Below are 26,039 nucleotides of genomic sequence, written 5' to 3' on the forward strand. Positions count from 1 at the left end.
CGAGCGCTCATCGCGTCCCTCGCGCGTGCTCCTCGTGGCCGCCTCTGGCGGCCACTCGGAGGCACGCGCCGACCGCGGGCTGGTATATGGACTGTCGCTGCACCCCAAGCCCTGAATCCCCGACGAGACCGTTCCTCACGAACGTTCACTCGGGAGCGACTCAACCGGATGGCTTTTTCCGGCGGTACGTCGAAGCCGGCGGTATGCGAAACGCCAAGATCGTCTGTACGATCGGTCCCGCCTCGGACGACCGGGACACGATCCGCGGCCTCGCCGACGCGGGGATGTCCGTCGTCCGCCTCAACGCCAGCCACGGGACGACCGACCACCGGGAGACCGTCATCGAGCGCGCCCGCGCCGTCGACGAGGAGATCGACGACCCGCTCGCGGTGATGGTCGACCTGAAGGGTCCGGAGGTCCGGACGGCCGAGATCGACGAGCCGATCGCGCTCGCCGAGGGCTCCGAGGTGACCTTCTCCGAGGGCGACGACGCGACGCCCGAGCGCGTCGGCCTCACCCACTCGATCGGGGCCGCCGACCCGGGCGACACGATCCTGCTCGACGACGGCCGCATCGAGTGTCGGGTCGAGCGCGTCGACGGCGAGTCCGTGGTCGCGTCGGTCCTCTCCGGCGGGAAGCTCGGCTCCCGGAAGGGCGTGAACCTGCCGGGCGTCGCCATCGACGTCGACCTCATCACCCCGGAGGACGAGGCCGAACTCGACCTCGCGGCCCGGACGGACGCCGACTTCGTCGCGGCCTCGTTCGTCCGCGACGCGGACGACGTCTACCGGATCGCCGACGAGCTGGACGCCCACGGCGGGGACGACATCCCGATCGTCGCGAAGATCGAGCGCGCCGGCGCGGTCGAGAACCTGGAGGGGATCGTCGAGGCGGCCGACGGCGTGATGGTCGCCCGCGGTGACCTCGGCGTCGAGTGCCCGCTAGAGGACGTCCCGGTGATCCAAAAGCGGATCATCCGGACCTGCGTCAACGAGGGCGTCCCCGTCATCACGGCGACGGAGATGCTCGACTCGATGGTCTCCTCGCGGCGGCCGACCCGCGCGGAGGCCTCCGACGTGGCGAACGCCGTCCTCGACGGCACCGACGCCGTGATGCTCTCCGGCGAGACCGCGGTCGGCGAGGACCCGGTCAACGTCGTCGAGACGATGGACCGGATCGTCCGACAGGTCGAGGCCAGCGGCGAGTACGCGGAGACGCGCGAGCAGCGCGTCCCGACCGCCGAGGAGGGGTCCCGCACCGAGGCGCTGGCGCGCTCGGCGCGCTACCTCGCGCGCGACATCGGCGCCTCGACGGTGGTCGCCGTCTCCGAGTCGGGCTTCACGGCGCGCAAGACCGCGATGTTCCGCCCGGGCGTGCCCGTCGTCGCGACGACGCCGGACGACCGCGTCCGCCGACAGCTCGCGCTCTCGTGGGGAGTCCGCCCCGTCCTGACCGAGTACGCGAACGACATGGAGGCGATCCTCGACAACGCCGTCGACGCCGCGCTCGACCGCGGCGGTGCTGCGTCCGGCGATACCCTCGTGGTCCTCTCCGGGATGCTCACCGAGCTGGAGGGGACGAACACGACGAACACCCTGAAGGTCCACGTCGCCGCCGAGACCCTCGTGACCGGGAAGGGGGCCGTGGCCGGCCGCGTGGCCGCCCCGGTCCACCGGACCGAGGACGGCGACCTCGACGCGCTCCCCGAGGACTCGGTCGTCGCGCTGGGCCCCGACTTCGACGGGGAGTTCGACGGCGACCTCGGCCGGATCGCCGGCATCGTCGACGCCCGCGAGGGGATGACCGGCTACCCCGCCGTCGTCGCCCGCGAGCTGGGCGTCCCCATGGTCTCCGGCGCCCATCTGCCCGAGTCGGTCGCCGAGGGAACCACGGTGACCGTCGACGGCGAGCGCGGCGTCGTCTACGACGGCGACGTGCTCCGCGCGGCCCGCGAGCGATAGGTCCTCGACGTCCGTCGCGCCGCGGCCCGGGGCGCGACCCGCAGTGCGTCCCTCCGAGGCGGAGCGCCCGCCAGCCATTTATTACGGAGTCGCGTACGTGCGCCCATGAGCGACGAATCCGGCGACGGTCCCCGCGACGACGCCTCGCCTCCCGACGCCGGGGACGCCCCGGTCACCGGCGACCGGAGCCGGGCCAACGACGCGGGCGACGAGCAGCCGGACGGCGGGACCGAGTGGCGCTTCTCGGTCGACGACGTCGGGCCGGACGGGATCACCGAGGACACCGCGACCCCGGAGGACCGGCCGATCGAACCGGGCGACGTCACGCTCGAACACGCGGCGTTCGTCGTCCTCGGCGTCGCCCTCACCGTCGGCTCGCTGCTGGTCGGGTTCTGAGCCGGACGGCGCGGGCCGGGGGCGACCGGCGACTCGCCGGACGCCGCGGCCGCCCCGTACCATCACTTATCAGTACGCGGCCGTAGGACCGAACATGAACGCGCTGGCACAGGCCGGGCTCCTCTCGCCGGACACCCTCCCGCTCCTGCTTTTGACCGCGGGGCTGCTGCTCTCGATGGCGGAGGCGCTCGCGCCGGGGGCGAACTTCATCGTCGTCGGCATCGCGCTCATCGGCGCGGGGCTCGGCGGGCTGGTGTTGACCTCGCTCGGCGTCGCCGGCGCCCTCCTCACCCTGTTCATGGCGCTTCTGACGCTCGCGTTCGGCGCCGCCGCCTTCTACGGCTACCACGAGTTCGACCTCTACGGCGGGAAGGGCCAACAGCAGACCAGCGACAGCGACTCGCTGAAGGGGAAGACCGGGACCGTCACGGAGCGCGTGACGCCCACGGGCGGCGAGGTGAAGCTCGCCGGCGGCGGGTTCAGCCCCCATTACTCCGCCCGGTCGATGGAGGGGACGATAGACGAGGGCGAGGAGGTGATGGTGGTCGACCCCGGCGGGGGGAACGTCGTCACCGTGGAGTCGATGGGGTACGTCGAAGACGACATCGACCGCGAACTGGCGGCCGACCGCGCGCGGAAGGCCGCCGCGAGCGAGGCCGAGGAGACCGACGCCGACGCGGAGACCGAACTCGACCGGGAGTGACGCGGCCCGCGTGAGGCGTCGGATCGGTCCCGGACCGCGGTCGCCGCCACCGAGCGGAAAAGCACTTGTCCGTCGGCGGCGATGACCCGCCGATGCCCTCCCCGTTCGCCGCCCTCGCGAGTCTGCCCGGCAGCCTCATCGACCGCGTCCGCGACGCCTTCGGCTCCCCCCGAGCCGGGACCGTCGCGGTCGCGATGCTGGTCGTCGTCACGATCGGCACCAGTGTCGGAATCATCGCGCTCGGGGCCGTCTTCGACGCGACGGTCGACCAGCAGATCACGGTCGACAACCCGGATCGCCCCTCGGAGTCGACCTGCGAGACGTTCGGCGACGACCCCGACTCCGTGATCGGCGAGCAGTGCGACGAGCCGAAGCGGATCGAGGTCGACGCGGGCGAGGAACTACGGGACGCCGCGGGCGGGTACATCCACTACGGCCTGCTGGGCGTGCCGCTCTGGTGGGTGGTGTTCGCGCTCGCGCTCCACGTCGGGGCGCTCGTCGCCGGCGGCTCCGGCTCCGTCGCCGACTCCTTCGTGATCGCCGGGTGGGCCCTCGGCGCGGAGCTGCTCCGGCTCGGCGCCGGGATCGTCGCGATCTGGTACACGCTCTCGAACGCGACGCCCGTGGGGTCGTCGTTCGAGGCGCTCACGACGGACCTCGTCGCCGCGATCACGAGCGCGGCGGGCCCGCTGCTGGTCGCGTCCGCGGTAGCGATCGCGGTCCAGTGGGTCGTGGTCGTCGGCGGGCTGGAGGCCGAACACGACCTCGGTCGCGGGGCGGCGGCGGGCGTGGCGACGTTCTTCGCCGCGATCGCGCTCGTGATCGCGGCGGTTTGAGTCCCACCGGACCGATCGGCCGCGCCAGCCGCGGGGACGCCGGCGACCGCGGATTCGGGAGTTTTTATGCCACCGGCGCTCCCCCTCTCGGTATGATCCTGTCCGACGCCGACATCCTCGACCGGCTCGCCGAGGGCGACCTCGCGATCGAGCCGCTCGACGACGTCGACCAGCAGGTCCAGCCCGCCAGCGTGGACCTGCGGCTCGGCGAGCGCTTCCTGGAGTTCCAGCGCACCAACATCCCCTGTATCCACCCGACCGACGCGGGCGAGGTGAGCGAGTACGTCACGGAGACGACCGTCGCCGAGGGCGACGAGTTCATCCTCCACCCCGGCGACTTCGTCCTCGGGACGACCGCCGAGCGCGTCGCGATCCCGGACGACCTCGTCGCCCACGTCGAGGGGCGGTCATCGCTCGGGCGGCTCGCCATCGTCGTTCACGCGACCGCGGGGCTGTGCGACCCCGGCTACGAGGGGCAGATCACCCTCGAACTCTCGAACCTGGGGACGGCCCCGGTCGCGCTCTCGCCGGGGATGCGCGTCTCGCAGCTCACCTTCACGGAGCTGAAGCGGCCCGCCGAGCGGCCGTACGGGGCCGAGCGGGGCTCGAAGTACCAGGGACAGGACGGCCCGCAGGCGTCGCGGATCGGCGACGACCCGGAGTTCGCCGGGGAGGGCGACGACGGGGAGACGGGGCGGTCGGAGGGTGAGGGCGAATGAGGTTCGTCGAGGAGGTCGTCGTCGACGAGTTCCTGCCGACCGTCCGCTCGATGCTCGCGGAGGACCTCCGCGACCGCGGGTTCACCCAGAGCGAGGTCGCCGACGCGCTCGGCATCTCCCAGTCTGCCGTCTCGAAGTACGCCGCCGGCGACGTCGCCAGACACGAGGAGATCGTCGCGGACGAGCGCGTGCGCGACCTCGTCGAGCGCGTCGGCGAGGGGCTCGCGAGCGGCGACCTCACCCCCGTGGCCGCGCTCGTCGAGATCGAGGTGCTGATCCGCCAGCTGGAGGAGGGGGACCTGCTCGCGGACCTCCACGAGGACGCCATGCCGGGGCTCGCGGACGCCGACGTGGAGTTCTCGGTCCACGACCCGGACAGCGGGTTCCGCGAGCGCGAGCGCGTCCTCACCTCGGTCCGGCGCGGGCTCCGCACCCTGACGAACGCCTCCGGCTTCGCGGGGCTCATCCCGAACGTCGGCGCGAACGTCGCCGAGTGTACCGCCGACGCCGTCACGGTCGACGACGTCGCCGCGGTCCCCGGCCGCCTCGTCGACGTGAAGGGCCGCGCGATGGTCCCCGGCGAGCCCGAGTTCGGCGTGAGCGAACACGTCGCGACGGTGCTGCTCGCGGCGCGCGAGGCCGGGTCCGGCGTCCGGGGCGCGGTGAACCTCCGGTACGACCCGGAGACGGTCGCGGCGCTCGGCGAGTCGCACCCGACCGTCGAGTTCGACGCCGAGCGCGAGACCCGCGAGGCGGTCGCCGACGCGGTCCGAGGGGCCGACCGTCCGGCGGGCGACGAGGCGGAGACGCTCGTGGCGTACCAGACCGGCGCGGTCGGCGTCGAGCCGATCGTGTACGTCCTCGCGCCGACCGCGGCCGAGGCGGCGCGGATCGTCCGCGAGCTGCTGTGACGCGGTGCGGGTCGTCCGCGCCTGCCGTGAGCCCGCGCCGGGCGACGCCTTTTAGACCGAACCGCCCGAACTCGCGAGTGTGACACGGACTGGGCGGCTCGGAATGCGGACGCGCTCCTTCTAGCGGCGGGCGGACCCGTCGCGCCGTCGCCGACCGGTAACGCGGTCGCCGGCGGCGCGGCGGCGAATCCCACCGCCTTCCGCAGCGCCCGGACCGCCGACGCGGCGGCGACGCGCCCGACCCCGCGCCGCCCGCGGCGGCCCCGAACCAGCGGGCTTTAGACCCGATCGACCGACACACGACATACGCACACCACATGAGCCACGACGACTTCCCCACGGCCGACCCGGCGGTGGTGACCTGTGGACTGCCGTACGCGAACGGCGACCTCCACATCGGTCACCTCCGCACCTACGTCGGCGGCGACGTGTACAGCCGCGCGCTCGAACGACTCGGCCAGGAGACCGCGTTCGTCTCCGGCTCCGACATGCACGGCACGCCCGTCGCGGTCAACGCCGAGCAGGCGGGTGTCGCTCCCGAGGACTTCGCGCTCGACTGGCACGAGCAGTACGCCGAGACGTTCCCGAAGTTCAACGTCGAGTTCGACAACTACGGCCACACCCACGACGAGACGAACACGGCGGTGACCCAGGAGCTCGTTCGCGACCTCGACGAGGCGGGTCACCTCTACGAGAAGGAGATCATGGTCGCGTACGACCCCGTCGACGACCAGTATCTCCCCGACCGCTACGTCGAGGGCACCTGCCCGTACTGCGGGGCGCACGCCCGCGGCGACGAGTGCGACGAGGGGTGTCAGCGCCACCTCGAACCCGGCGAGGTCGAGGACCCCGAGTCGACGATCACCGGCAACCCCGCGGAGTACCGCGAGCGCACCCACCAGTTCTTCGCGGTCTCCGAGTTCGCCGACTACCTCTCCGAGTTCCTCGACCGCCTCGAGGGCACCGCGAACGCCCGGAACCAGCCCCGCGAGTGGATCGAACAGGGGCTCCAGGACTGGTGTATCACGCGCGACATGGACTGGGGGATCGACCTCCCCGGCGAGAACCCGCAGGACCTCGTCTTATACGTCTGGGTCGACGCCCCGATAGAGTACATCTCCTCGACGAAGCAGTACTCCGAGCGCGTCGGCGCTGACGCGTTCGACTGGGAGGCGGCCTGGAAGGAGGGCGCGAGCGACGACCACCCCGAGGGCGGCGAGATCGTCCACGTGATCGGCCGCGACATCATCCAGCACCACACGATCTTCTGGCCCGCGATGCTGGAGGCGACCGACCACGCGGAGCCGCGCGCGGTGATGGCGAGCGGGTTCGTCACCCTCGACGGCAAGGGGTTCTCGACCAGCCGCGACCGCGCGGTCTGGGCCGACGAGTACCTCGACGAGGGGTTCCACCCGGACCCGCTTCGCTACTACCTCGCCACCAACGGCGGGTTCCAGCAGGACGTGGACTTCTCGTGGGAGAAGTTCGCCGAGCGCGTCAACACCGAGCTGGTGGGGACCGTCGGCAACTTCCTCTACCGCTCGCTGCTCTTCGCGCACCGCAACTTCGAGGGCGGCCCCGACGCCGACGCCCCGAGCGACGACGTGGCGGCGCGGATCGACGAGGCGGTCGACGACGTGGCCGCCGCGGTCAACGACTACTCCGTGCGGGCGCTGGGCGACGCGGTCACCGACCTCGCGCGGTACGGCAACGAGTACATCCAGCGCAACGAGCCGTGGAAGCTCGTCGACGAGGCCCCCGCGGAGGCGGAGCAGGTCATCTACGACTGCGTCGCGCTCGCGAAGGCGATCGCGGTCCTCTTCGAGCCGCTGGGCCCCGAGAAGAGCGAACGCCTCTGGGAGCAGCTCGGCGAGCCCGGCTCCGTCCACGAGGTCACCGTCGAGGCGGCCCGCGAGGGCCCGGCGGGCGAGCTGAGCGAGCCGACCGAGCTGTTCGAACAGATAGAAGACGAGCGCGTCGAGGCGCTCAACGAGAAGCTCGACGCGCGCGTCGCCGAGTCGGAGGCGGACGACGCCGACGACGGAACCGACGACGAGACGGACGCGGACGAAGCCGACACCGACATGACCGACATCGAACCCCTCAGCGACGACCGCATCAGCTTCGACGACTTCCAGGAACTGGACATCCGCGTCGGGCGGATCGAGGACGCGGTCGGGATCGACGGCGCCGACGACCTGCTGAAGCTCACCGTCGACCTCGGCGCCGAGACCCGGACGATCGTCGCGGGGCTCAAGCAGCTCCACGACGTCGACGCCCTGCCCGACACGAAGGTGGTCGTGCTCGCGAACATGGAGAAGGCGGAGCTGTTCGGCGTCGAGTCGAACGGGATGGTCCTCGCGGCCGGGGAGGACGCCGACCTCCTCACCACCTACGAGGACGCCGAGCCGGGCACGAAGGTGAAGTGAGGCGACGGACCGACCGATGCCGCGCCGCTCAGGCGTCGAGCACTTCGATCAGGTTCCCCTCGGGGTCCCTGACGAAGAGGACGGTGGTCCCGCTCTCGGTGGTCCGCGGCGGGCTCAGCGTCTCCACGTCGTCCGCGAGGCCGTCGTAGAACGCCTCCACGTCGTCGACCGTGAGCCCGAGGTGCGTCGCCCCGGGGCGGTTGAGTTCCGGCGGGTCGGCGCTCTCCTCGCCCGCCGGCTCGTATTCGACGAGCTCGACTATCGAGCCGCCGGCGTCGAGGTGGGCGAACGCGGCCGACGCGCCCTCGACGGCCACCGCCTCGGCGAAGGCGTCGCCGCCGACGGCGAACTCGGCGACGACGTCGAGGTCGAACGTCTCGGCGTAGAAGTCGACGGCGCGGTCCAGGTCGGCGACGGTGATCCCGACGTGGTGGGCGGTTGGGTCGGACACGCGTAGGCGCTCGGCCGGCGCGGGGGAAACCGTGTCGCCTCAGAGGCCGAACAGGCGAGCGACGAGCCCGGCGAGGACGACCAGCGCGCCGAGGACGAACGTCCCCGGGAGCGGGAGCACGAACAGGAGCGCGCCGACCAGTATCAGGAGCGTCGAGGTCCGCATCGGCCCCATTTCGGCGTCGCGGCCCGTATATCTTCGGACGAACCGCCTCTCCGGGACCGAAACGATCATTCCCCGTCCGGCCGACCCTCCGGTATGCACGTGGTCGTCAACGCGGCCCAGAGCGTCGACGGGAAGCTCGCCACCCGCCGCCGGGAACAGCTCCGGATCTCCGGCCCGGAGGACTTCGACCGGGTCGACCGGGTCAGGGCGGCCGCGGACGCGGTGCTCGTGGGCGTCGGCACCGTCCTCGCGGACGACCCGCACCTCACGCTCGACGAGGAGGACCGCCGCGTCGGGCGGCTCCAGAGCGGGCGGTCGGGCGACCCCGCGCGCGTCGTGGTCGACTCGACCGGGCGGACGCCGACCGACGCCCGAATCTTAGACGACGCGGCGACGACGTACCTCCTCGTCTCGGCCGCGACCGACCGCGACCGGCGGAGCGAGCTCGCCGACGCCGGCGCGGAGGTGATCGTCGCCGGCGAGGAGCGCGTCGACGTCGCCGAGGGGGTCGAGAAGCTCGCGGACCGCGGCGTCGAGCGCCTGATGGTCGAGGGGGGCGGCGAGGTGATCTTCTCGTGTTTCGAGGCCGGGATCGTCGACGAGCTCCACGTCTACGTCGGCTCGTTCGTGATCGGCGGCCGCGACGCGCCCACGCTGGCGGACGGGGCGGGCTTCACCGAGGAGTTCCCCGAGCTCACGCTCGTCGAGACGGAGCGGTTCGACGACGGGATCGTCCTCTCGTACGAGGTCGGCGGCGACGGGGCGTGACCGAGGTCGACGGCGAACCGCGGCCGTCGGGTCCGACGCATGTCGCCACCCCGTGTGAACGGTAACCACGAAATCCCGCGGTACACGCGCCGTGAGACCGGTACGCACGAGAATCACCGAAGTATTTATATGCCGTCCGCAGGTAGTTGCGGGTACCAGAACGCCTCTGGCGCTGGTGGAATCGCACGCTGAAATGAACGGGAGTTCTTGCCGACGGCCCGACGCACCACAGCGAGCGTCCGCTATCGCCGGAGCGGTGATGGAGAGATAACAAATGGTAACGAAAGAAGAAGTCATCGAGCAGTACGACGTGGAACCGATGGACGAGGCGGACAACGTGGACCTTTCTGAGGACGACTTGGACAACGGCTCCAAGGGCCAGCTCATCAAACGCGCCGGGCAGCTGCGAGACCGACGCAACGAGCTGAACCAGATGGCGTCCGAGCGCGCCTCCAAGCGCGACGACCTCAACGCGAAGACGCGCGAGAAGGTCGACGAGGCCCAGGAGCACCGCGAGAAGCGCGACGAGCTCAACGAGCAGGTCCAAGAGCACAAGGACAAGCGCAACGAGCTCAACGCCGAGGCCAACGAGCTGTTCGACGAGGTCGAGGAGCTCAAACAGGACATGGAGCTCGGCTCCGGGAAGTCCATCGAGGAGCTCGAAGAGGAGATCGAGGACCTCGAGTTCCGCCAGCAGACCGAGGTGCTCGACGCGGAGGACGAGCGCGAACTCATCGAGAAGATCGACGACAAGCGCGAGAAGCTCGCCGAGAAGAAGGAGAAGGTCGACGACACGAGCGAGCTCGACGACCTCGTCGAGGAGGCCGAGGAGGTCCGGTCCGAGGCGTCCCAGCACCACCAGAAGGTGACGGAGCTCGCGGACAAGGCCCAGGAACACCACAACCAGATGATCGAGGCCTACCGCGAGGCCGACGACATCCGCGACGAGGCCGACGAGATGCACGAGCTGTTCGTCGAGGCCCAGGAGGCGGCCGACCGCCACCACGAGGACTTCGTCCGCGTCCAGAAGCGCCTGCGCGAGCTCGACAAGAAGGAGGAGGAAGAGCGCAAGGACGAGCGCGCCGAGAAGCGCGAGGAGGAGAAGGAAGAGGCCGAGGAGATCTATCAGAAGTTCAAGGAGGGCGAGACGCTCGACACCGAGGACCTGATGAAGCTCCAGAAGACCGGCCTCCTGTAAGCCGGTCGAAGCGACGTTTCTGCGGTTCTTTTTCGACGCGCCGAGCGGCGGCTCCGTCGCCCGTCGCGCACTGATGCCCGGGGTTCGGCCGCGAGCGGAGGACCGCTGCCGACCGCCCAGGTTCGCGGCCGGTCAGTCGGTGCTGGTCGGCTCGTCCTCGGCGACGAAGCGGTCGTACGCGGAGGTGAACTCCGATTCCGCCTCGGTCGCGTCCTCCCACGCGGTGAGGCCGCGCTCCGCGGCCGTGCCCGGGATCGAGTTGTCGAGGAGGAACGCCACGAGCCCGCCGACCGCCATCCCCGTCGAGCCGATGACGAAGACGGTGTTCGCGACGACGTCGGCCCCGAGGAACGGGCCGAGCAGGAACGCCTCGGAAAGCCCCTGCTGGAGGGCGTCCGCGCCCCCGACGCTCCGCATGTACTCCGGGACGGCCAGGCCGGTGAACAGCGCGATGCCGACGACGAAGATGTTGCGCGAGGAGTCGAGGTCGACGTACTTGAGGTTCGAGAGCCCGACGCCGACGATCTGGGCGAACATGGCGATGTAGAGCCCGCCGATGATCGGGCTCGGGATGGTGGCGACGAGCTGGCCGAAGTAGCCGACGAACCCGACGAGGATCATGAGCGCGGCGCCGATCTGGACGACGTACCGCGAGGCCACGCCGGTGAGGCCGATGGCGCCGACGTTCTCGGAGTACGAGGTCGACCCGCCGGTCCCCATCACGCCCGAGAAGACGTTCATGAGTCCCTCCATCCCGATCCCGTGCGTCGTCCGCTCGCTGCCGGGGGCGCCCATGCCGGAGAGCCGGGCGACGGCGTGGTAGTCGCCGATGGACTCGACGATCGAGGCCGCGACGCCGGCGAGCATGCCGATGACGAACGCGGGCGTGACGCTCGGCACGCCCCACTGGAGCGGGTAGATGAGGTGGACGGGGTCGGCCGCGGCGACGCTCGCCAGGTCGACGTACCCCGGCGTGCCCGCTTCGAAGACTCCGAAAACCGAGAGGGACGCGGCGAGCACCCACGCGACGACGATACCGAGGAGGACCGGGAACAGCTGGAACAGCTTGGACCGCGTCCCGAGGTACTGCGAGAACAGGACGATGGCGGCCAGCGTCAGCCCCACCAGCCACCAGTTCTGACTGGTCGCGGTGATCTCGGGGGCGTTGAACAGCGAGAGGCCGATGAGGACGATGACCGGGACGATGACGACCGGCGAGAGCGCCTTCCGCAGCCGGCCGACGAGGCCGAGGTAGCCGATCGCGACCTCGGCGAGCGCGGCGACGATGATCGCGCCCTGGAGCTGGAGCAGCGCCGCCCGCCACGCCTCGATGCCGGCCGGCGGGTTCGCCGTCACGACGCCGACGACCGCGAGCGCCGGCGCGAGCATCGAGAACGGCGCGCCCTGGACGATCGGGTAGCGGTTGCCGAACGTCGTCTGGGCGAGCGTCGCGATCCCCGACACGACGAAGAACGTGCCGACGAAGCGCGGGATGACCGACTCCGGCATGCCCATCGCGCCGGCGAGGATGAGGGGGACGGCGATGTTCGCCCCGACCATCGTGAGGTAGTGTTGCGCGCCGAGCAGGAGCGACCTCCCGAGCGGCGGTCTGTCGTCGATACCGTACTGAACGAACCCGTCTTCGCCCTCGTTTCCGCCCATTCCTGTGGCGTTCATCGACGCAGGGGGACAAAAATTCGACCCTTGGCGACCGAGCGACGGGACGGTCGCGAGTCGAACCGTGCGGACGACCGGCGCCGTGGCCCGGTCGCCCCGGGACGCGCGTCGCCCCGCGACAGTATATATAAACGGACCCGCGCCCAACCGACGGTATGGACGACGCGCCGGCGAACGGACGGAAGGGACTGCTCGCGGCGGCCGCGGTGGGCGCGGCGACGACGATCGCGGGCCGCGCGGTGCTCTCGCGGCTCACCGGCGGCCGGTTCGGTGACGCCGACGAGTACAACGTCGGGAAGGTGACCGTGTCGGGGCCGATCCGACGGAGCCAGGGGAGACCCTCGCCGCTGTCGGGCCCGGGCGGGGCGACCGCCGACGACGTGGTCGAGCAGATCGAGGCGGCCGACGAGGACGAGGACGTCGAGGCGCTGCTCGTCGAACTCAACACGCCGGGCGGCGAGGTCGTCCCGAGCGACGACATCCGGCGGGCCGCCGCCGACTTCGACGGCCCGACGGTGGCGTACGCGACCGACACCTGCGCCTCCGGCGGCTACTGGATCGCGAGCGGCTGCGACGAGCTGTGGGCCCGCGAGGCGAGCCTCGTCGGCTCCATCGGCGTGGTCGGGTCCCGCCCGAACGCGAAGGGGCTCGCCGACAAGCTGGGGATCTCCTACGAGCAGTTCACCGCGGGGGAGTACAAGGACGCCGGCGTCCCGCTGAAGGAGATCGAGGATGACGAACGGGAGTACCTCCAGGGGATCATCGACGGCTACTACGAGCAGTTCGTCGAGACCGTGAGCGAGGGCCGCGACATGGACCCCGACGCGGTCCGCGAGACCGAGGCGCGCGTGTACCTCGGCGACGACGCCGCCGAGATGGGACTCGTCGACGAGCTGGGGACCGAGGCCGACGTCGAGGACCGGCTCGCGGAGCTCGTCGGCGCGGAGCCCGAGGTCCGGGAGTTCACCCCCGAGCGCGGGCTGGCGGAGCGGCTCGGCATCGGGGCCGAGCGCGTCGCGTTCGCCGCGGGGAGCGGCGTCGCGGGCGTCTTCGCCGACGACGGCGGCGACATCGACGTGGAACTGCGATAGCGGGCGGCGCAGGGCCGAGCCGGGCGAGCCGATCGCCGACCGCCGACGGGGAGGATTTTTGGTCGGCGGCGGTGTGGGTCGACACGTGACGACGCTGGTCATCTGCGTCGACCGCTCGGGGGCGATCGGTCGCGCCACCAACGTCCCGATGCCGGTCGCCGGCTGGGAGGCCGTCCGGTCGCTGGTCACCGACGCCGGGCTGGACGACCCCGAGGACGCCAGCGTGAACTGCCTGCTGGAGTCGCTGCGCGTCGCGCGCGACCTCAGGGACGAGCGCGAGGAGTCGGTGGTGGCGGTCGTCTCCGCCGAGAGCGACACCGCCGTCGGCGCGGACCGGTCGATCGCGGCCCAACTCGACGACCTCGTGGAGCGGTACGACCCGCGGGCCGCGATCGTCGTCGTCGACTCCGCCGAGGACGAGCGCGTCCTCCCGGTCGTCGAGTCGCGGATCCCCGTCGACTCCGTCGACCGCGTCGTCGTCCGGCAGGCCCGCGACATCGAGTCCACATACTACCTCCTCAAGCAGTTCCTCGCCGACGAGCAGCTGCGGTCGACGGTGCTGGTCCCCATCGGCGTCGCGCTGCTCCTCTTACCCGTGCTGTTCTACCGGTTCTCCGCCGGCGAGGCGGTCGCCGGCGTCGCCGGCCTCCTCGGGGCCGCGCTGCTGTACAAGGGGCTCGCGATCGACCGGCTCGTGGCCGGCGTCCCCGAGCGCGTCCGCGAGGCGCTGTACGCCGGCCAGGTGTCGGTCGTGACGTACGTCGTCGCCGGCGGGCTCGCCCTGGTCGGCGGGTTCTTCGGCTTCCTCGCGGCCTCGGAGCTGGGCCCCGGCTCCCCCCGGCTCGTCGAGGTCGTGGAGTTCACCTACTCGGCGGTGCCGTGGTTCGCGGTCGGCGGCGTGACGGCGGCGGTCGGGCGGCTGTTGGACGAGCTGATCCGCGACGAGGGGATCAGGACTCCGTACCTGAACCTCCCCTTCGTCATCGCCGCGGTCGCGCTGGTCGTCCGCGGCTTCGCGGGCTACTTCCTCGCGCAGGAGGCGATCCACGAGCCGCTGTCGGCGTACGGCATGACGATGACCCCGGTCCAGCAGCTCGCGGCGTTCATCGTCGGCGGCATCGTCGTGTCGCTCGTCGGCGTCAAGGTCGCCAGCGACGTCGGCACCGAGACCCTCGAAGACGTCATCGACGCGGAGCGGGACGCCGAGGGCCAGCGCGAGTAGGTGACCGGGCGGTCGGTCCCGTTCGACCGCGATCGGGCCCCGACCGACCCCCTTTTGTCGGTCGCGGCCGGGGTGGCGGGCATGGACGTCTACGGACTGATCGGGAACCCGGTCGGCCACTCGCTGTCGCCGCCGATGCACGAGGCGGGCTACGAGGCGCTCGGCCTCGACGCGCGGTACGTGACCTTCGAACCGGACGCGGACGCGGCGGCCGCGGCGGTGGCCGGGGCCGCGGACCTCGGCGTCGCGGGGCTCAACGTCACGGTGCCGTTCAAGCGGGACGCGCTCGACGCGGTCGACGCCGCCCCGCTCGCCGAGCGGATCGGCGCGGTCAACACGGTCGACTACGGTCCCGTCCGGGCCGGCGAGGCCGACCGACCGCGCGGCCACAACACCGACGCAGCCGGCGTGACGCGGGCGCTCGCGCACCACGACGTGGCGATCGACGGTCGCGACGCGCTCGTGGTGGGCGCGGGCGGCGCGGGGCGGGCGGCCGCGTTCGCGCTGGCCGACGCGGGCGGCGCGGTCCACGTCGCGAACCGAACCGCGGAGCGGGCGGTCGAACTGGCCGAGGCGGTGCCGGGCGCGACCGGCGGCGGCCTCGACGACCTCGGCGAGCGCGTCGCGGCCGCGGACCTGCTCGTCAATGCGACGAGCGTGGGGATGGAAGCGCCCGAGGAGACGCCGGTCCCCGCGGACCACCTCCACGGCGACCTCGCGGTCCTCGACGCGGTGTACGCGCCGATCGAGACGCGCCTGCTTCGCGAGGCCGCCGCCGCGGGCGCGACGACCGTCGACGGCGCGTGGATGCTGCTGTTCCAGGGGGTCGAGGCGTTCGAGACCTGGACCGGCGAGAGCGCGCCGGTCGACGCGATGAACGCGGCGCTGCGCGCGGCGTTGGAGTAAGGCGGCGGAGGGTGGGGGGACTACACGAGCCCCGGGCTGGCGAGCAGTCCGGCGGTGAGGATGAGGCCGACGGAGACGGCCGACGCCCCGTAGAGGAACGGCTTGGCGTCGCGGGCGGGCTCGCGGAGCTTGTCGGCGTCGAGCCCGTCGGCCAGCTTCGAGCCGGCGACCTCGACGAGCCCGGTGCCGACGAACCACAGCCCGAGCATGGTCAACACGAGGTGGCCGCGGGGCGTGCCCGTCAGCGCCTCGAGCGTGTACAGCGTGCCCGCCATGTGCCCGCCGGAGAGGACGAACGCGAGCGCGCCGATCCGCGTGATCCAGCGCAGCCGTCCGACCACCGAGTCGAGCGCCGCGGTCCCGATGTCGCCGCGGAGCGCGGGCGGGAGGACCGCGAGGGTGACGAACAGCACGCTGCCGACCCAGAGGACGGCGAAGCCGACGTGGACCGACCACATGACGGGGTTGATAACGTCCATACCCGGGAGACGCCCCGGGAACACTAATAAACCGGCGAGACGGGACGACGGCGGAGCCCCCCGGAGACGGTTTTTAAATATCTCCCACGTGTAGCCGTCGGTAATGGCCCTACTCCAGAAGCTCAAAGAGAAGCTCGGATTCGGGAGCGGTTCGAGCGGGCGCGAGTCCGGCGAGACCGAAGTGACCGTCGAGCGCGAGTCGGAACCGGCGGCCGAGCCGGCCGCGAACGACGACGAGGCGACGGAGAGCCCGTCCGCGGCCGGCGAGTCGGCGGAGAGTTCGACGCCGGACGACGAGGCGGAGGACCCGGCAGCGGTGATCGACGAGGCCGAGGCGGGAGCGGCCGAACCCGACGAGGGCGACGAGCCGGTCGCGACGGAGACGGAGGCCGCGGCCTCGACCGAGTCGCTCGTCGACGAGGCGGCGGACGACGCGGCCGAGCCGGCGGAGGCCGCGGCGGGCGGCGACGACGACGTCGCGGTCGACGACGACGACCGCGGGCCGAGCGTCGAGGAGATCAAGGGGATCGGCCCGGCGTACGCCGAGCGCCTCGCCGGGATCGACATCGAGACCGTCGGCGACCTCGCCGGCGCGGACGCCGCCGCGGTGGCCGAGGGGGCGAGCGTCGGCGAGAAGCGCGCCGCGACGTGGATCGACCGCGCGAACGAGTTCTGAGGCCGGCCGCGTTCGGGCGACCGCAACTGTTTCCTCGCCTCCGGCGAAGAGCGTCACATGAGGCGAGCGGTACACACCGATCGAGACCGGTTCCGCGCGGTCGCGGCCGCGGCGGCGGACGGGGCGCGGGTCCCGGTCGAGCTCCGGGTCGCCGTCGACGACCCCTTCGCTGCCTACCGTCGCGCCCGGGACGGCCCGGGCGGGATCTTCTACGAGACGACCGGCGGCCAGTCGGGCTGGGGGTACTTCGGCGTCGACCCGATCGAGCGGGTGACCGTCTCCGGCGAGGCGGTCGTCGCCGACGTGGGCGGTGAGGGCGGCCGATCCGGGGCGGAGGACGGCGCGGGGCCCGCGGGCGACTACCGACGCCCGTCGCCGTCGCTGTCGGCGCTGGAGGGCGTCCTCGACGGCGAGGCGCTGGCCCGCGGCGACTGCGAGGTGCCGTACCCGTGCGGCGCGTTCGGCTGGCTCTCCTACGACGCCGCCCGCGAGCTGGAGGAGTTCCCGCCCGCCGCCCCCGACGGCCCCGGTGCGGTCGACGACCGCGGACTGCCGCGGCTTCAGGCCGCGCTGTTCGACCGGATCGCGGCCTGGGAGTGCCCCGTCGACGCCGACGGCGAGTCCGAGTCCGTCGCGCTCCGCGTCACCGCCTGTCCCCGGGTGCCGGCCGGGCTCGACGACCCGGCGGCCGACAGGGAGGCGCTCGACGCGCTGTTCGACGGGGGGCGAGAACGGGCGGCGGGACTGATCGACCGGATCGAGGCCGGCGAACCGGGGTCGACAGCGGCCCCCGATCCGACCGCGGACCACGCGACCTTCGAGAGCGACGTGGGCCGGGAGGGGTACGCCGACGCGGTCCGGCGGGTCAAGGAGTACATTCGCGAGGGCGACACGTTCCAGGCGAACGTCTCCCAGCGGCTGACGGCGCCGGCCGCGGTCCACCCGGTCGACGCGTACGACGCCCTCCGGGCGGTGAACCCGGCCCCGTACTCCGGGCTGATCGAGCTCGGCGACCGCCCGACCGGCGTCGACCTCGTGAGCGCGAGCCCGGAGCTCCTCTTGGAGCGCGAGCCGACCGCCGACCCCGAGCGCGGCGCGCGCCTCGTCACGGAGCCCATCGCGGGGACGCGCCCCCGAGGGAACTCCGAGGCGGCGGACGCGGACCTGGAGACCGAACTGACCGGCGACGAGAAGGAGCGCGCGGAACACGCGATGCTGGTCGACTTGGAGCGCAACGACCTCGGCAAGGTGTCGCGGTTCGGCACGGTCGACGTGAGCGAGTACCGCCGCGTCGACCGGTACAGCGAGGTGATGCACCTCGTGAGCCTGATCGAAGGGGAGGCGCGGCGGGGCGTGGGGCTCGCGGACGCGGTCGCGGCCTGCTTCCCCGGCGGGACGATCACGGGCGCGCCGAAGCCCCGGACGATGGAGATCATCGACGAGCTGGAACCCACGCGTCGGGGACCCTACACCGGGTCGATGTTCGCGGCCGGGTTCGACGGCCGCGCGACGCTGAACATCGTCATCCGGACGCTCGTGCGCCACGCCGCGGAGTACCACCTCCGGGTCGGGGCCGGGATCGTCCACGACTCCGACCCGGACGCGGAGTACGAGGAGACGCTCGCGAAGGCGCGGGCGCTGGTGAGCGCGGTCGACGAGGCGCTCGCCGCCGGCGGCATGGCGGTCGACGAGCCGGTCGAGGGGGCGGTGGAGCGATGACGGCCGACGAGGCCGACTCGGAGCCCGCCGCCGGACCGGCCGACGGGGGCTGGCGGCCGGGCGCGGGCGACGCCGACGCGCGAATTCTCGTCGTCGACAACTACGACTCGTTCGCGTACAACCTCGTCCAGTACGTCGGCGAGGTCGCCGGCGCGGTGACGGTCCGGCGGAACGACGCGGTCGACCTCGCGGGCGTCCGCGCGCTCGACCCGGACGGCGTCGTCGTCTCGCCGGGCCCGGGCACCCCCGCCGAGGCCGGGATATCGACCGCGCTCTTCGAGCTGGACCGCCCCGTGTTCGGCGTCTGCCTCGGCCACCAGGCGCTCTGCGCGAGCCGCGGCAGCCGGGTCGGCCACGCGCCCGACGTGGTCCACGGGAAGCCCTCGACGATCACCCACGACGGCGAGGGCGTCTTCGCCGGCCTCCCCGACGGGCTCCGCGTCGGGCGGTACCACTCGCTGTGCGTCGAGCGCGAGGACCTCCCCGACGAGCTGGTCGAGACCGCCCGCACCGAGGACGAGCGAGAGGTCGTGATGGGCGTGCGCCACCGGGAGAAGCCGCACGTCGGCGTCCAGTTCCACCCGGAGAGCATCCTCACGCCCCGCGGGAAGCGCATGGTCCGGAACTTCGTGGAGGCGTGCGAGCGATGAGCGGCGCGGACGACAAGGGCGCGCCGGCCGGCGACGGCGACGGGTCCGCGGCGGCAGACGAGGGCGACCGGGTGTACCACGTCGACGGGGAGCTGGTCCCCGCCGCGGAGGCGACCGTCTCGGTGGAGGACCGCGGGTTCGCCTACGGCGACGCCGCCTTCGAGACGATGCGGGCGTACGGCGGCGAGATCTTCCGGTGGGACGCGCACGCGGACCGGCTCGCGGACACCTGCGAGACGCTCGGACTGGACCACGAGATCGCCGGCGCGGAGCTGAAACGGCGGGTCGACGAGACGCTCGCCGCGAACTCGTTCGCGGACGCGTACGTGAAGCTCTCCGTCACCCGGGGGGTCCAGCCCGGCACGCTCGACCCGCGCCCCGAGGTCGACCCGACCGTCGTCGTGATCGCGAAGCCGCTCCCCCGCGGCGGCGTCGGGAGCGACCCGGCCCACGACGGTCCCGCCACGCTCCAGACGACCAAGACCCGCAAGCCCGCGAGCCGCGCGCTGCCGGCCGCGGCGAAGACGCACAACTACCTCAACGGTATCCTCGCGCGGCTCGAACTCCGCGTCACCGGCGCGGACGAGGCGCTCATGCTCGACCCGGACGGGAACGTCGCCGAGGGCGCGACCGCGAACCTCTTCTTCGCCGACGGGGCCGCGCTCCGGACCCCGTCGCTCGACGGCCCGATCCTGCCCGGCGTCACCCGCGCGACCGTGATCGATATCGCGGAGTCGGAGGGGATCCCGGTCGAGGAGGGGACGTACGCGCCGGACGCGGTCCGCGAGGCCGACGAGGTGTTCCTCACGAACTCCACGTGGGAGGTCCGTCCCGTGGCGACCGTCGACGGCATCGCGGTCGACGGCGACGGCGAGGGGGTCGCCGGGCCGCTCACGACGCTCCTCTCGCGGCTGTTCGACCGGCGCGTCGAGGAGCGGTACTACGACGGCGAGCGGCTGTGAACGGACGAAACGCGGCCTTTCGCGCTCGCTCGACGGATTTCGGGCACACAGTTATGCCACCTGACACCGTAGTTATCGGATGGCAGACACCAAGGACGGACGGGAGAAGCAGGCGGCCGAGGAGGACCGACGGCAGCGCCGGCGCGAGGTCGACGAGGAGTTGGCCCGCGGCGACGAGGCCGAACCGCCGGTCGACGACGCGGCCGTCGGGGACCTCGAAGCGGCGCTCGAACCCCTGACCTTCCCGGCGACGGGCCGGGAGATCGTCGCCGCGGTCGGCGAGCGCGAGCTCGAGTCGCCGGCCCGCATCTACGTCGTCGCCGACCTGATCCCGGACGCCGACGTGGAGGCGTTCGACGCGCCGGCGACGGTCGGGGAGCGCGCCCGCCGCCCGGCCGTCGCGGCGGCGATGAAACGCGTCGTCGAGGCGGCGGCGGCGCTCCCGGACGGGCAGTTCGGCCGGTCGCAACAGGAGGCGTTCGAGCGGACCTTCCGCGCCCTGAGCGGCGTCGACGCGCTCGACGACGAGGAGGGCGTCCGCGCCGTGGCCGACTGGGTCGTCGACCGGATCGCGGAGACGGAGTCGGTCCCGGGGTCGCGGGCGGTCCGCCGGGAGGCGGCGAGCTACTGCCGGGACCGCGGCCACGAAGTCCGCGACGACGAGTGGCTCGGGGTCTGAGGGGAGTCTCCGGCCGGGGAACGCGCAACGTTCAAGCCGGTCGCCGGCCTCCCACGGACATGGACGAGAGCCGCCGGATCGCCGGCGTCGAAGACGTTCCGGAGGAGAGCACGCTGCTCGCGACGCTGCGCCCGGTCGACGCCGAGACGGTCGACGAGGGCGAGGGCGACCTCGGGGAGGGCGAGGACGGGTCGCCGGAGGTCGAGGCGGTCGTCACCCGGGCCGCGGGCGAGGTGCGCGCGTTCCGGAACTACTGCCAGCACTGGACGGACGTGCGCCTCGACAAGGACGACGGGGCGTTCGTGCGCAACGGGGAGGTGTTCTGTCAGAAGCACGGGGCCACCTTCGAGGCCGACGGCGGCTACTGTAACTTCGGGCCCTGCGAGGGGGCCGTCCTCGAGTCGGTCGGCGTCGCGGTGGCGGACGGGGCGGTGTACCTCGACGACGACGCCTACGAGTTCGTCCGGCTCGGTCCCTCCGCCGGGAAGGGCGACGGCAGCGGATCGCGGATCGACTTCACGGGGAACTGAGCCCCGCGACCGGCGAGCGCCGTCGACCCGGTCAGAAGCGCGTCCGACCGCCGCCCCCGCCGTCGTCGCGGCCGAGCGCCTTCTTCAGGAAGCTCATCCAGCGCTTCCGGTCGGCGGCCTCCTGCCGCTTCGCCTCCGTCTCGGGGTCGGGCGCGTCGAGCCCCTCCAGCGCCTCCAGCGCGCGGTCGATCCCGATGATCGACGACGCCAGTTCCTCGCCCTCCTCGTAGCTCACCTCGTTCTCCTCGATCGGTTCGAGCCGGTCGAGCCGCTCGCGCCGCAGGTTCCGCTTTGCGCGGTCGACGCGGTCGCGCTCGCCGGGCGGGACCGAGTCGCGGCGCTTGATCTCGAAGACGAACGACCGCAGGTCGATCTCCTCGCCCTGGATCTCGATCGACTCCGGGATGTCGACGCCGACCGTCGAGGACTCTCGGTTGACCCGTTCTAAGAGCTGTTTCCGCTCGAACTCCTTCACGCCCGTCCGGTAGGCGGCGACCGCACTTCGCTCCTTCGCCCGGCGCGCGGCCGCCGCCGACCGGCCCCCGTGAGCGGAAGGGACGACGTTAACCCCGGCGCGACGTAACGAGCGGGTATGGAGTCGCTCGAAGCCGAACTCGCCGCGGCCCGCGACCTCGACGTCGCCGACCTCGCGGACGCCATCGAGTCGATCGGGTTCGAGTGCACGCGCTGTGGCGGCTGCTGTACCGGCTACGCCCCCGACGAACCGGGCGGCGCGCCCGCGGGAGCGGGAGTCGACGAGGCCGAGTCCGGCTGCCACGACGGCGACGACGCCGACCGCGAACCCCATACCGCGACCGTCTTTCCGGACGAGGTCCGTCGGGTCGCCGACGCCGCCGAAGCCGAGTTCGATGAGGCGTACGACTGGCGCGACGTCGCGCGACCGATGCCGTTCGGGCTGGAGCCGGACGCCGACGGGGAGCCGAGCGGCGAGACGTTCGAGTGGGCGCTCGCGACCGACGGTTGCGGCGACTGTACCTTCTACGAGGAGTCGGGCGGGGAGGGCGCGTGTACGGTCCACGACGCCCGGCCGCTGATCTGTCGGACCTACCCGTTCAGCGTCGCCCTCGACGGGACGAGCCAGCCGATGGGCGAGGCGGTCGACGAGGCGGGCGTCGTCCGCGCCCACGAGTGCGAGGGGCTCGGCCGCGACATCTCCCGGGAGGACGCCGAGGAGCTGGCCGCCGCGCTGAAGGAGCGCGCGGTGCGCGAACTGGAGGAGGCGATCGGCGTCCGCGACGGCTACGACCCGGCCGCCAGCGAGCGGACCGACGGCGACGTCGTCGTCTTCGACTCCGAGGGCCCGAAGGCGGCCGATGGGACGCCGATCGGCGGCGAGTAAAGATAGACCGGCAGTCAGCGCCCCGCGATCGCCGCGTTCAGACGACGTCCAGCGCCGCGTCCACGTCCGCGCGGATCCGCTCGCGATCGGCCTCGTCGGGCAGCGTGAGCGGCGGGCGGACGCGCGGGTCGGGGACGAACCCGCGGTGCGCGGCCGCGACCTTCGTCGCGGGCGCGAAGCCGTGGTCGGCGCAGCGGGCGAAAAGCGGCGCGACCGCGCGGCGGTGGAGCGCCAGCGCGCGGTCGTCGTCGCCGTCGCGTATCGCGTCGGCGAGCGCGACGAACACCTCCGGGATCGCCTGCGAGAGGGCGTGGATCCCGCCGTCGACGCCGAGGCTCGCGCTCGGGTAGAGCTGCGCGTCGACCCCCTGAAAGACGGCGAAGGCGTCCGGCGTCGCGCCGATCTTCGCCTCGAGGTGCGTGAGGTCGCCGGTCGTGTCCTTCATCCCGACGACCGACTCCCGATCCGCCGCGCCGGCGAGGACGTCGACGTCGATCGACTCGCCGACCGTCGCCGGGATGTCGTACAGGAGCACCGGGAGCGGCGGGTCGTCGACGACGGCGTCGAGGAACGCCCGCTGGCCCGCCGGGTCGGTCGACGTGTGATAGTACGGGAGGGTGACGAGCCCCGCGTCGGCTCCGGCGGCCGCGGCGGCCGAGAGGTGGTCGCGGACCCGCGAGACCGCGGTGTCGGCCGCGCCGGCGATCACCGGGACCCGCCCGTCGGCCGCGTCGACGACCGTCTCGACCGCGGTCCGGCGCTCGGCGTCGGCGAGGCTGGCGAACTCGCCGGTCGTTCCACAGGGGACCATCCCGTCGAGGCCGGCCTTGACGAGCGCGTCGACGTGGTTCGCGAGCGCGTCGGCGTCGACGTCGCCGTCGGCGTCGAACGGCGTGACGATCGGGGGCGAGACGGCGGCGTCCGGGAGGTCGAGGATCGGCATGGGCGGCCCTTCGCGCAGCGGCGACAAAGTCGTTGGTGCCGGGGGGGCCGCCGGCCGCGAGCGCGGCCCCGAGTCGGGAGCGGACTCGCGAGTCGCGCCGTCAGTCGGCGGCGACCGGTTCCGGATCGGCGGCTGTTCCGCGATCGCGGTACGCGTCGGACAGGCCGAGCGCGAGCGCGCCGAGGCCGAGCAGCAGGACGAGCAGCTCCGCGACCCCGCCGACCCACGGGAGGAGCCCGATCAGGGCGACCGCGACGACGCCGAGGAGGAGCGCGAGCCACCGGTTCGGGCTGTCGAGTCGGTCGAGGACCACCGCGCCGAGGGCGTACTGCCCGTAGACGGAGCCGACCCAGATCGCGACGCCGTAGGCCGCGAACCCGACGAGCGCCAGCGGAAGCCCGACGATCGTGATCGCGAGGAGGAGGAGCGCGACCGGGGCGACGACGAGCCCGAGGAGGCCGACGCCGCCGCTGACGAGCGGGTCGGCGCCGACGCGGTCGCCGACCCGCCGAGAGAACCGGGGGAACGCGAACAGGAGGACCGCGCCGAGCGCGAGGTTGGCGGCGACGCCGTACGCGGCACCGGCCCACGGGGGCAGGAGGTCCCCCCCGCCGCGGCCGATACCGACGGTGCCGCCGAGGCTCGGGTCCTCCACGACGTCGCCGGCGACCGCCGCGTCCGGGCTCCGCGTGAACGTCTCGGCGTCGTACCGGAACTCGCCGTCGACGGCCGCGTTCGGGCCGAGGACGACCGAGTCACCGGCCGCGCGGACGTCGCCGCCGACGCCGCCGTCGACCGTTACCGACCCCGCGCCGACGTCGAGCGCGCCGTCGACCCGCCCGGTCTCCGTCAGTTCGAAGGAGCCGGCGCCGACCTCGGCGTCGCCGCCGACCGTCCCGTCGATGGCGACGGTGCCGGCGGCGGCCCGGAGGTTCCCGCCGACGCGCCCCGTCTCGGCGATCCGGATCGACCCGGCCGCGCCGGAGACGTCGCCCTCGACGGTGCCGCGCACGATTATCGTCGCGGCCGCGGTCTCGACGCTGTCGACCGTCTCGCCCTCGGCGACGACCACGGATCCGGAGGGGCTCTGTATCGACTGGGCCGCCGCGACCCCCGTCGCGAGCGGGGAGAGGAGCGCCACCACCGCGAGGACGAGGGCGACCCGGCTGCGCGTGCGACCGTCTGAGAGAACCATACGCGGGACATCTCTGTCGAAGTACATATGTGTATTCGTCAACTGGTATCGGAGCCCTCGCGCGGATCCCCGGGACGCCTGACAGTGTCGGCGGTACAACTATACTGGCCCGCGACTAGCCTCCGATGGAGTCTACTATGGAAATCTCCGAGAAGCTCCTCTGTCTGTTCAGCGCGGAAGTTCGCGAGACCGACGACGGCGAGTACGTCGTCGACGTGCCCAACCGCGAGATCGACACCGGCTCGCTCGAACCGGGCGAGACGTACCGCGTCGCGCTCGTCGCCCACGACGGGGGAACCGCCTCGGCGGACGACGCCGACGCCACCTCGACGCGGAGCGACGACGGGCCGCAGCCCCCGGTCGAGCCGGGCGAGATGCGGTACGTCGAGATCGAGGACCTCGGCAAGCAGGGCGACGGGATCGCCCGCGTCGAGCGCGGGTACGTGATCATCGTCCCCGACACCGAGGTCGGCGAGCGCGTGAAGATCGAAGTGACCGAAGTGAAGTCCAACTTCGCCGTCGGCGAAGTCGTCGAAGAGGCCGGCTGACCGGCGGCGAAACCGTCAGATCGTCGGTGTCGACCGACACGAAGAGGAAGGGTCGAGAAGTCGATCCGCGTCGGCGGGACAGGCCGGATCCGGCGCGTCGCGCCGGGCTCACTCCTCGTCCGCCACCCGAGCGTCCCAGTACGACACCGAGGCGACGTAGTCGCCCGGGATCGTCTCCCCCGCGAGCTCGTCTATCGCCCGGAACGGCTTCGCGACCGGGCCCGGGAGCTCGCGGTAGAAGCCGTACGGCAACACGAAGTCGTGCTCCTCGTTCGCGAGCGTGAGCCCCGCCTCGCCGAGCATGGCGGCGACCTGCCGCTCGGAGTAGAGCCGCGAGCCCATGGGGAGGAGCCAGGTGTACAGCGTCCGGAGGCTGCGGCTGTTGAACGTGTCGAAGAACACCTGATCGCGGCTCACTCGGCGGAGCTCCTTCGCGAACGGGGTCGGGTCGTCCATCAGGTGGAAAAAGCGCATCGCCACCACCGTGTCGAAGTGGTCGTCGGGGAACGGGAGCCGCGAGGCGTCGCCGCGGAGGAACTCGACCGCGTCGGCGTGGCCGGCGGCCGCCACCTTCTCGCGGGCCTGTTCGAGCATCTCGCGCGAGACGTCGAGCCCGACGACGTCCGCGCCCTGGTCGGCGAGCATCGTGGTGAACCGACCGGTGCCGCAGGCGACTTCCAGCACGCGGTGGCCCGAGTCGATCGGACCTAACGCGGCGAGAACGGCCGCTTTCTCGCGGCGATCGATGAGCTGTCCGCCTCCGGAGAACCTGAGGTCGTCGTACTCCTCGGCGACCTCGTCGGCCTGGTACCAGTCCTGTCCCTTCACGTTGTCCGTGATGGACGCCGGACCGACAAAACCGTAC

28 protein-coding genes are annotated in these 26,039 nt (G+C 72.4%); 20 read left to right on the forward strand and 8 right to left on the reverse strand.

Annotated features, from left to right (window positions below):
• Positions 1-203: 203 nt before the first annotated feature.
• The 7 genes from pyk (at position 204) to metG (ending at position 7,955) form a co-directional block, all read left to right on the forward strand.
• Entirely contained in the window at positions 204-1,961 is a 1,758-nt protein-coding gene (gene pyk / locus Q0116_RS12030) for a pyruvate kinase (protein WP_297888604.1), read from the forward strand.
• A 105-nt stretch (positions 1,962-2,066) separates the two neighbouring features.
• Positions 2,067-2,357: a hypothetical protein gene (locus tag Q0116_RS12035; protein WP_297888606.1), complete on the forward strand. Its 291-nt coding sequence runs from the start codon at positions 2,067-2,069 to the stop codon at positions 2,355-2,357.
• 94 nt (positions 2,358-2,451) lie between these two features.
• Entirely contained in the window at positions 2,452-3,060 is a 609-nt protein-coding gene (locus Q0116_RS12040) for an NfeD family protein (RefSeq protein WP_297888609.1), read from the forward strand.
• 92 nt (positions 3,061-3,152) lie between these two features.
• Positions 3,153-3,896, forward strand: coding sequence for a YIP1 family protein (locus Q0116_RS12045; RefSeq protein WP_297888612.1), 744 nt, complete (start codon positions 3,153-3,155; stop codon positions 3,894-3,896).
• 92 nt (positions 3,897-3,988) lie between these two features.
• Positions 3,989-4,615 (forward strand): dCTP deaminase, encoded by a 627-nt coding sequence (gene dcd / locus Q0116_RS12050; protein ID WP_297888614.1) that lies wholly within the window; start codon positions 3,989-3,991, stop codon positions 4,613-4,615.
• Entirely contained in the window at positions 4,612-5,526 is a 915-nt protein-coding gene (locus Q0116_RS12055) for a thiamine-phosphate synthase family protein (RefSeq protein ID WP_297888617.1), read from the forward strand. Before dcd ends, Q0116_RS12055 begins: the two co-directional genes overlap by 4 nt.
• 317 nt (positions 5,527-5,843) lie before the next feature.
• Positions 5,844-7,955, forward strand: coding sequence for a methionine--tRNA ligase (metG, locus tag Q0116_RS12060; RefSeq protein WP_297888620.1), 2,112 nt, complete (start codon positions 5,844-5,846; stop codon positions 7,953-7,955).
• Between the two features lie 28 nt (positions 7,956-7,983).
• On the opposite strand, the gene Q0116_RS12065 is transcribed toward metG, so the two are convergent.
• On the reverse strand, positions 7,984-8,406 hold the full coding sequence (locus Q0116_RS12065; protein ID WP_297888623.1) for a VOC family protein: 423 nt from the start codon (positions 8,404-8,406) through the stop codon (positions 7,984-7,986).
• A gap of 39 nt (positions 8,407-8,445) precedes the next feature.
• Entirely contained in the window at positions 8,446-8,571 is a 126-nt protein-coding gene (locus Q0116_RS12070; RefSeq protein WP_254921775.1) for a hypothetical protein, read from the reverse strand.
• A gap of 93 nt (positions 8,572-8,664) precedes the next feature.
• On the opposite strand from Q0116_RS12070, the gene Q0116_RS12075 reads away from it, so the two are divergent.
• Both Q0116_RS12075 and Q0116_RS12080 read left to right on the forward strand, forming a co-directional pair.
• A complete protein-coding gene (locus tag Q0116_RS12075) occupies positions 8,665-9,339 on the forward strand; it encodes a 2,5-diamino-6-(ribosylamino)-4(3H)-pyrimidinone 5'-phosphate reductase (RefSeq protein ID WP_297888626.1) in 675 nt (224 codons plus the stop codon).
• Between the two features lie 274 nt (positions 9,340-9,613).
• Positions 9,614-10,537, forward strand: a complete 924-nt coding sequence (locus tag Q0116_RS12080; RefSeq protein ID WP_297888629.1) for a coiled-coil protein — start codon at positions 9,614-9,616, stop codon at positions 10,535-10,537.
• A gap of 132 nt (positions 10,538-10,669) precedes the next feature.
• Here Q0116_RS12080 and Q0116_RS12085 read toward each other — a convergent pair whose 3' ends face one another.
• On the reverse strand, positions 10,670-12,199 hold the full coding sequence (locus Q0116_RS12085; RefSeq protein ID WP_297888760.1) for a uracil-xanthine permease family protein: 1,530 nt from the start codon (positions 12,197-12,199) through the stop codon (positions 10,670-10,672).
• 170 nt (positions 12,200-12,369) lie between these two features.
• On the opposite strand from Q0116_RS12085, the gene sppA reads away from it, so the two are divergent.
• The 3 genes from sppA to Q0116_RS12100 all read left to right on the forward strand — a co-directional run bounded on the left by sppA (position 12,370) and on the right by Q0116_RS12100 (position 15,433).
• The gene (gene sppA, locus Q0116_RS12090; protein WP_297888632.1) at positions 12,370-13,305 is read left to right on the forward strand and encodes a signal peptide peptidase SppA; all 936 of its coding nucleotides are present in this window, start codon (positions 12,370-12,372) and stop codon (positions 13,303-13,305) included.
• Positions 13,306-13,390: 85 nt separating this feature from the next.
• Positions 13,391-14,527 carry a DUF373 family protein gene (locus tag Q0116_RS12095; RefSeq protein ID WP_297888635.1) on the forward strand — a complete coding sequence of 379 codons (1,137 nt, stop codon included), beginning with the start codon at positions 13,391-13,393 and terminating at the stop codon, positions 14,525-14,527.
• An 81-nt stretch (positions 14,528-14,608) separates the two neighbouring features.
• Positions 14,609-15,433, forward strand: a complete 825-nt coding sequence (locus tag Q0116_RS12100; protein WP_297888637.1) for a shikimate dehydrogenase — start codon at positions 14,609-14,611, stop codon at positions 15,431-15,433.
• A 20-nt stretch (positions 15,434-15,453) separates the two neighbouring features.
• Here Q0116_RS12100 and Q0116_RS12105 read toward each other — a convergent pair whose 3' ends face one another.
• Positions 15,454-15,912 (reverse strand): transporter, encoded by a 459-nt coding sequence (locus Q0116_RS12105; RefSeq protein ID WP_297888640.1) that lies wholly within the window; start codon positions 15,910-15,912, stop codon positions 15,454-15,456.
• A 103-nt stretch (positions 15,913-16,015) separates the two neighbouring features.
• Between Q0116_RS12105 and Q0116_RS12110 the strand changes: the two genes are divergently transcribed.
• The 6 genes from Q0116_RS12110 (at position 16,016) to Q0116_RS12135 (ending at position 21,128) form a co-directional block, all read left to right on the forward strand.
• Positions 16,016-16,588, forward strand: coding sequence for a helix-hairpin-helix domain-containing protein (locus tag Q0116_RS12110; RefSeq protein ID WP_297888643.1), 573 nt, complete (start codon positions 16,016-16,018; stop codon positions 16,586-16,588).
• Positions 16,589-16,645: 57 nt separating this feature from the next.
• Positions 16,646-18,307, forward strand: a complete 1,662-nt coding sequence (locus Q0116_RS12115) for an anthranilate synthase component I family protein (RefSeq protein WP_297888646.1) — start codon at positions 16,646-16,648, stop codon at positions 18,305-18,307.
• Entirely contained in the window at positions 18,304-18,957 is a 654-nt protein-coding gene (locus Q0116_RS12120; protein WP_297888649.1) for an aminodeoxychorismate/anthranilate synthase component II, read from the forward strand. Before Q0116_RS12115 ends, Q0116_RS12120 begins: the two co-directional genes overlap by 4 nt.
• Positions 18,954-19,919: an aminotransferase class IV gene (locus tag Q0116_RS12125; RefSeq protein WP_297888652.1), complete on the forward strand. Its 966-nt coding sequence runs from the start codon at positions 18,954-18,956 to the stop codon at positions 19,917-19,919. The genes Q0116_RS12120 and Q0116_RS12125 overlap by 4 nt, the downstream gene beginning before the upstream one ends.
• Positions 19,920-19,998: 79 nt before the next feature.
• Positions 19,999-20,598, forward strand: coding sequence for a hypothetical protein (locus Q0116_RS12130; protein WP_297888655.1), 600 nt, complete (start codon positions 19,999-20,001; stop codon positions 20,596-20,598).
• Positions 20,599-20,657: 59 nt separating this feature from the next.
• Positions 20,658-21,128 carry a Rieske 2Fe-2S domain-containing protein gene (locus Q0116_RS12135; protein ID WP_297888658.1) on the forward strand — a complete coding sequence of 157 codons (471 nt, stop codon included), beginning with the start codon at positions 20,658-20,660 and terminating at the stop codon, positions 21,126-21,128.
• A gap of 31 nt (positions 21,129-21,159) precedes the next feature.
• On the opposite strand, the gene Q0116_RS12140 is transcribed toward Q0116_RS12135, so the two are convergent.
• Positions 21,160-21,603, reverse strand: a complete 444-nt coding sequence (locus Q0116_RS12140; RefSeq protein WP_297888660.1) for a DUF5788 family protein — start codon at positions 21,601-21,603, stop codon at positions 21,160-21,162.
• Positions 21,604-21,720: 117 nt separating this feature from the next.
• On the opposite strand from Q0116_RS12140, the gene Q0116_RS12145 reads away from it, so the two are divergent.
• The gene (locus Q0116_RS12145; protein ID WP_297888663.1) at positions 21,721-22,488 is read left to right on the forward strand and encodes a YkgJ family cysteine cluster protein; all 768 of its coding nucleotides are present in this window, start codon (positions 21,721-21,723) and stop codon (positions 22,486-22,488) included.
• 37 nt (positions 22,489-22,525) lie between these two features.
• On the opposite strand, the gene Q0116_RS12150 is transcribed toward Q0116_RS12145, so the two are convergent.
• A complete protein-coding gene (locus Q0116_RS12150; protein ID WP_297888666.1) occupies positions 22,526-23,431 on the reverse strand; it encodes a dihydrodipicolinate synthase family protein in 906 nt (301 codons plus the stop codon).
• Positions 23,432-23,531: 100 nt separating this feature from the next.
• Complete coding sequence (locus Q0116_RS12155) at positions 23,532-24,626, reverse strand: polymer-forming cytoskeletal protein (protein ID WP_297888669.1); 1,095 nt, start codon at positions 24,624-24,626, stop codon at positions 23,532-23,534.
• 137 nt (positions 24,627-24,763) lie between these two features.
• Between Q0116_RS12155 and Q0116_RS12160 the strand changes: the two genes are divergently transcribed.
• Positions 24,764-25,174, forward strand: a complete 411-nt coding sequence (locus Q0116_RS12160) for a TRAM domain-containing protein (RefSeq protein WP_297888671.1) — start codon at positions 24,764-24,766, stop codon at positions 25,172-25,174.
• 108 nt (positions 25,175-25,282) lie between these two features.
• Here Q0116_RS12160 and Q0116_RS12165 read toward each other — a convergent pair whose 3' ends face one another.
• On the reverse strand, positions 25,283-26,002 hold the full coding sequence (locus Q0116_RS12165; protein WP_297888673.1) for a class I SAM-dependent methyltransferase: 720 nt from the start codon (positions 26,000-26,002) through the stop codon (positions 25,283-25,285).
• Between the last annotated feature and the right edge of the window lie 37 nt (positions 26,003-26,039).

It is taken from the genome of uncultured Halorubrum sp. (assembly GCF_937146585.1).
Classification (GTDB): Archaea; Halobacteriota; Halobacteria; order Halobacteriales; family Haloferacaceae; genus Halorubrum; species Halorubrum miltondacostae.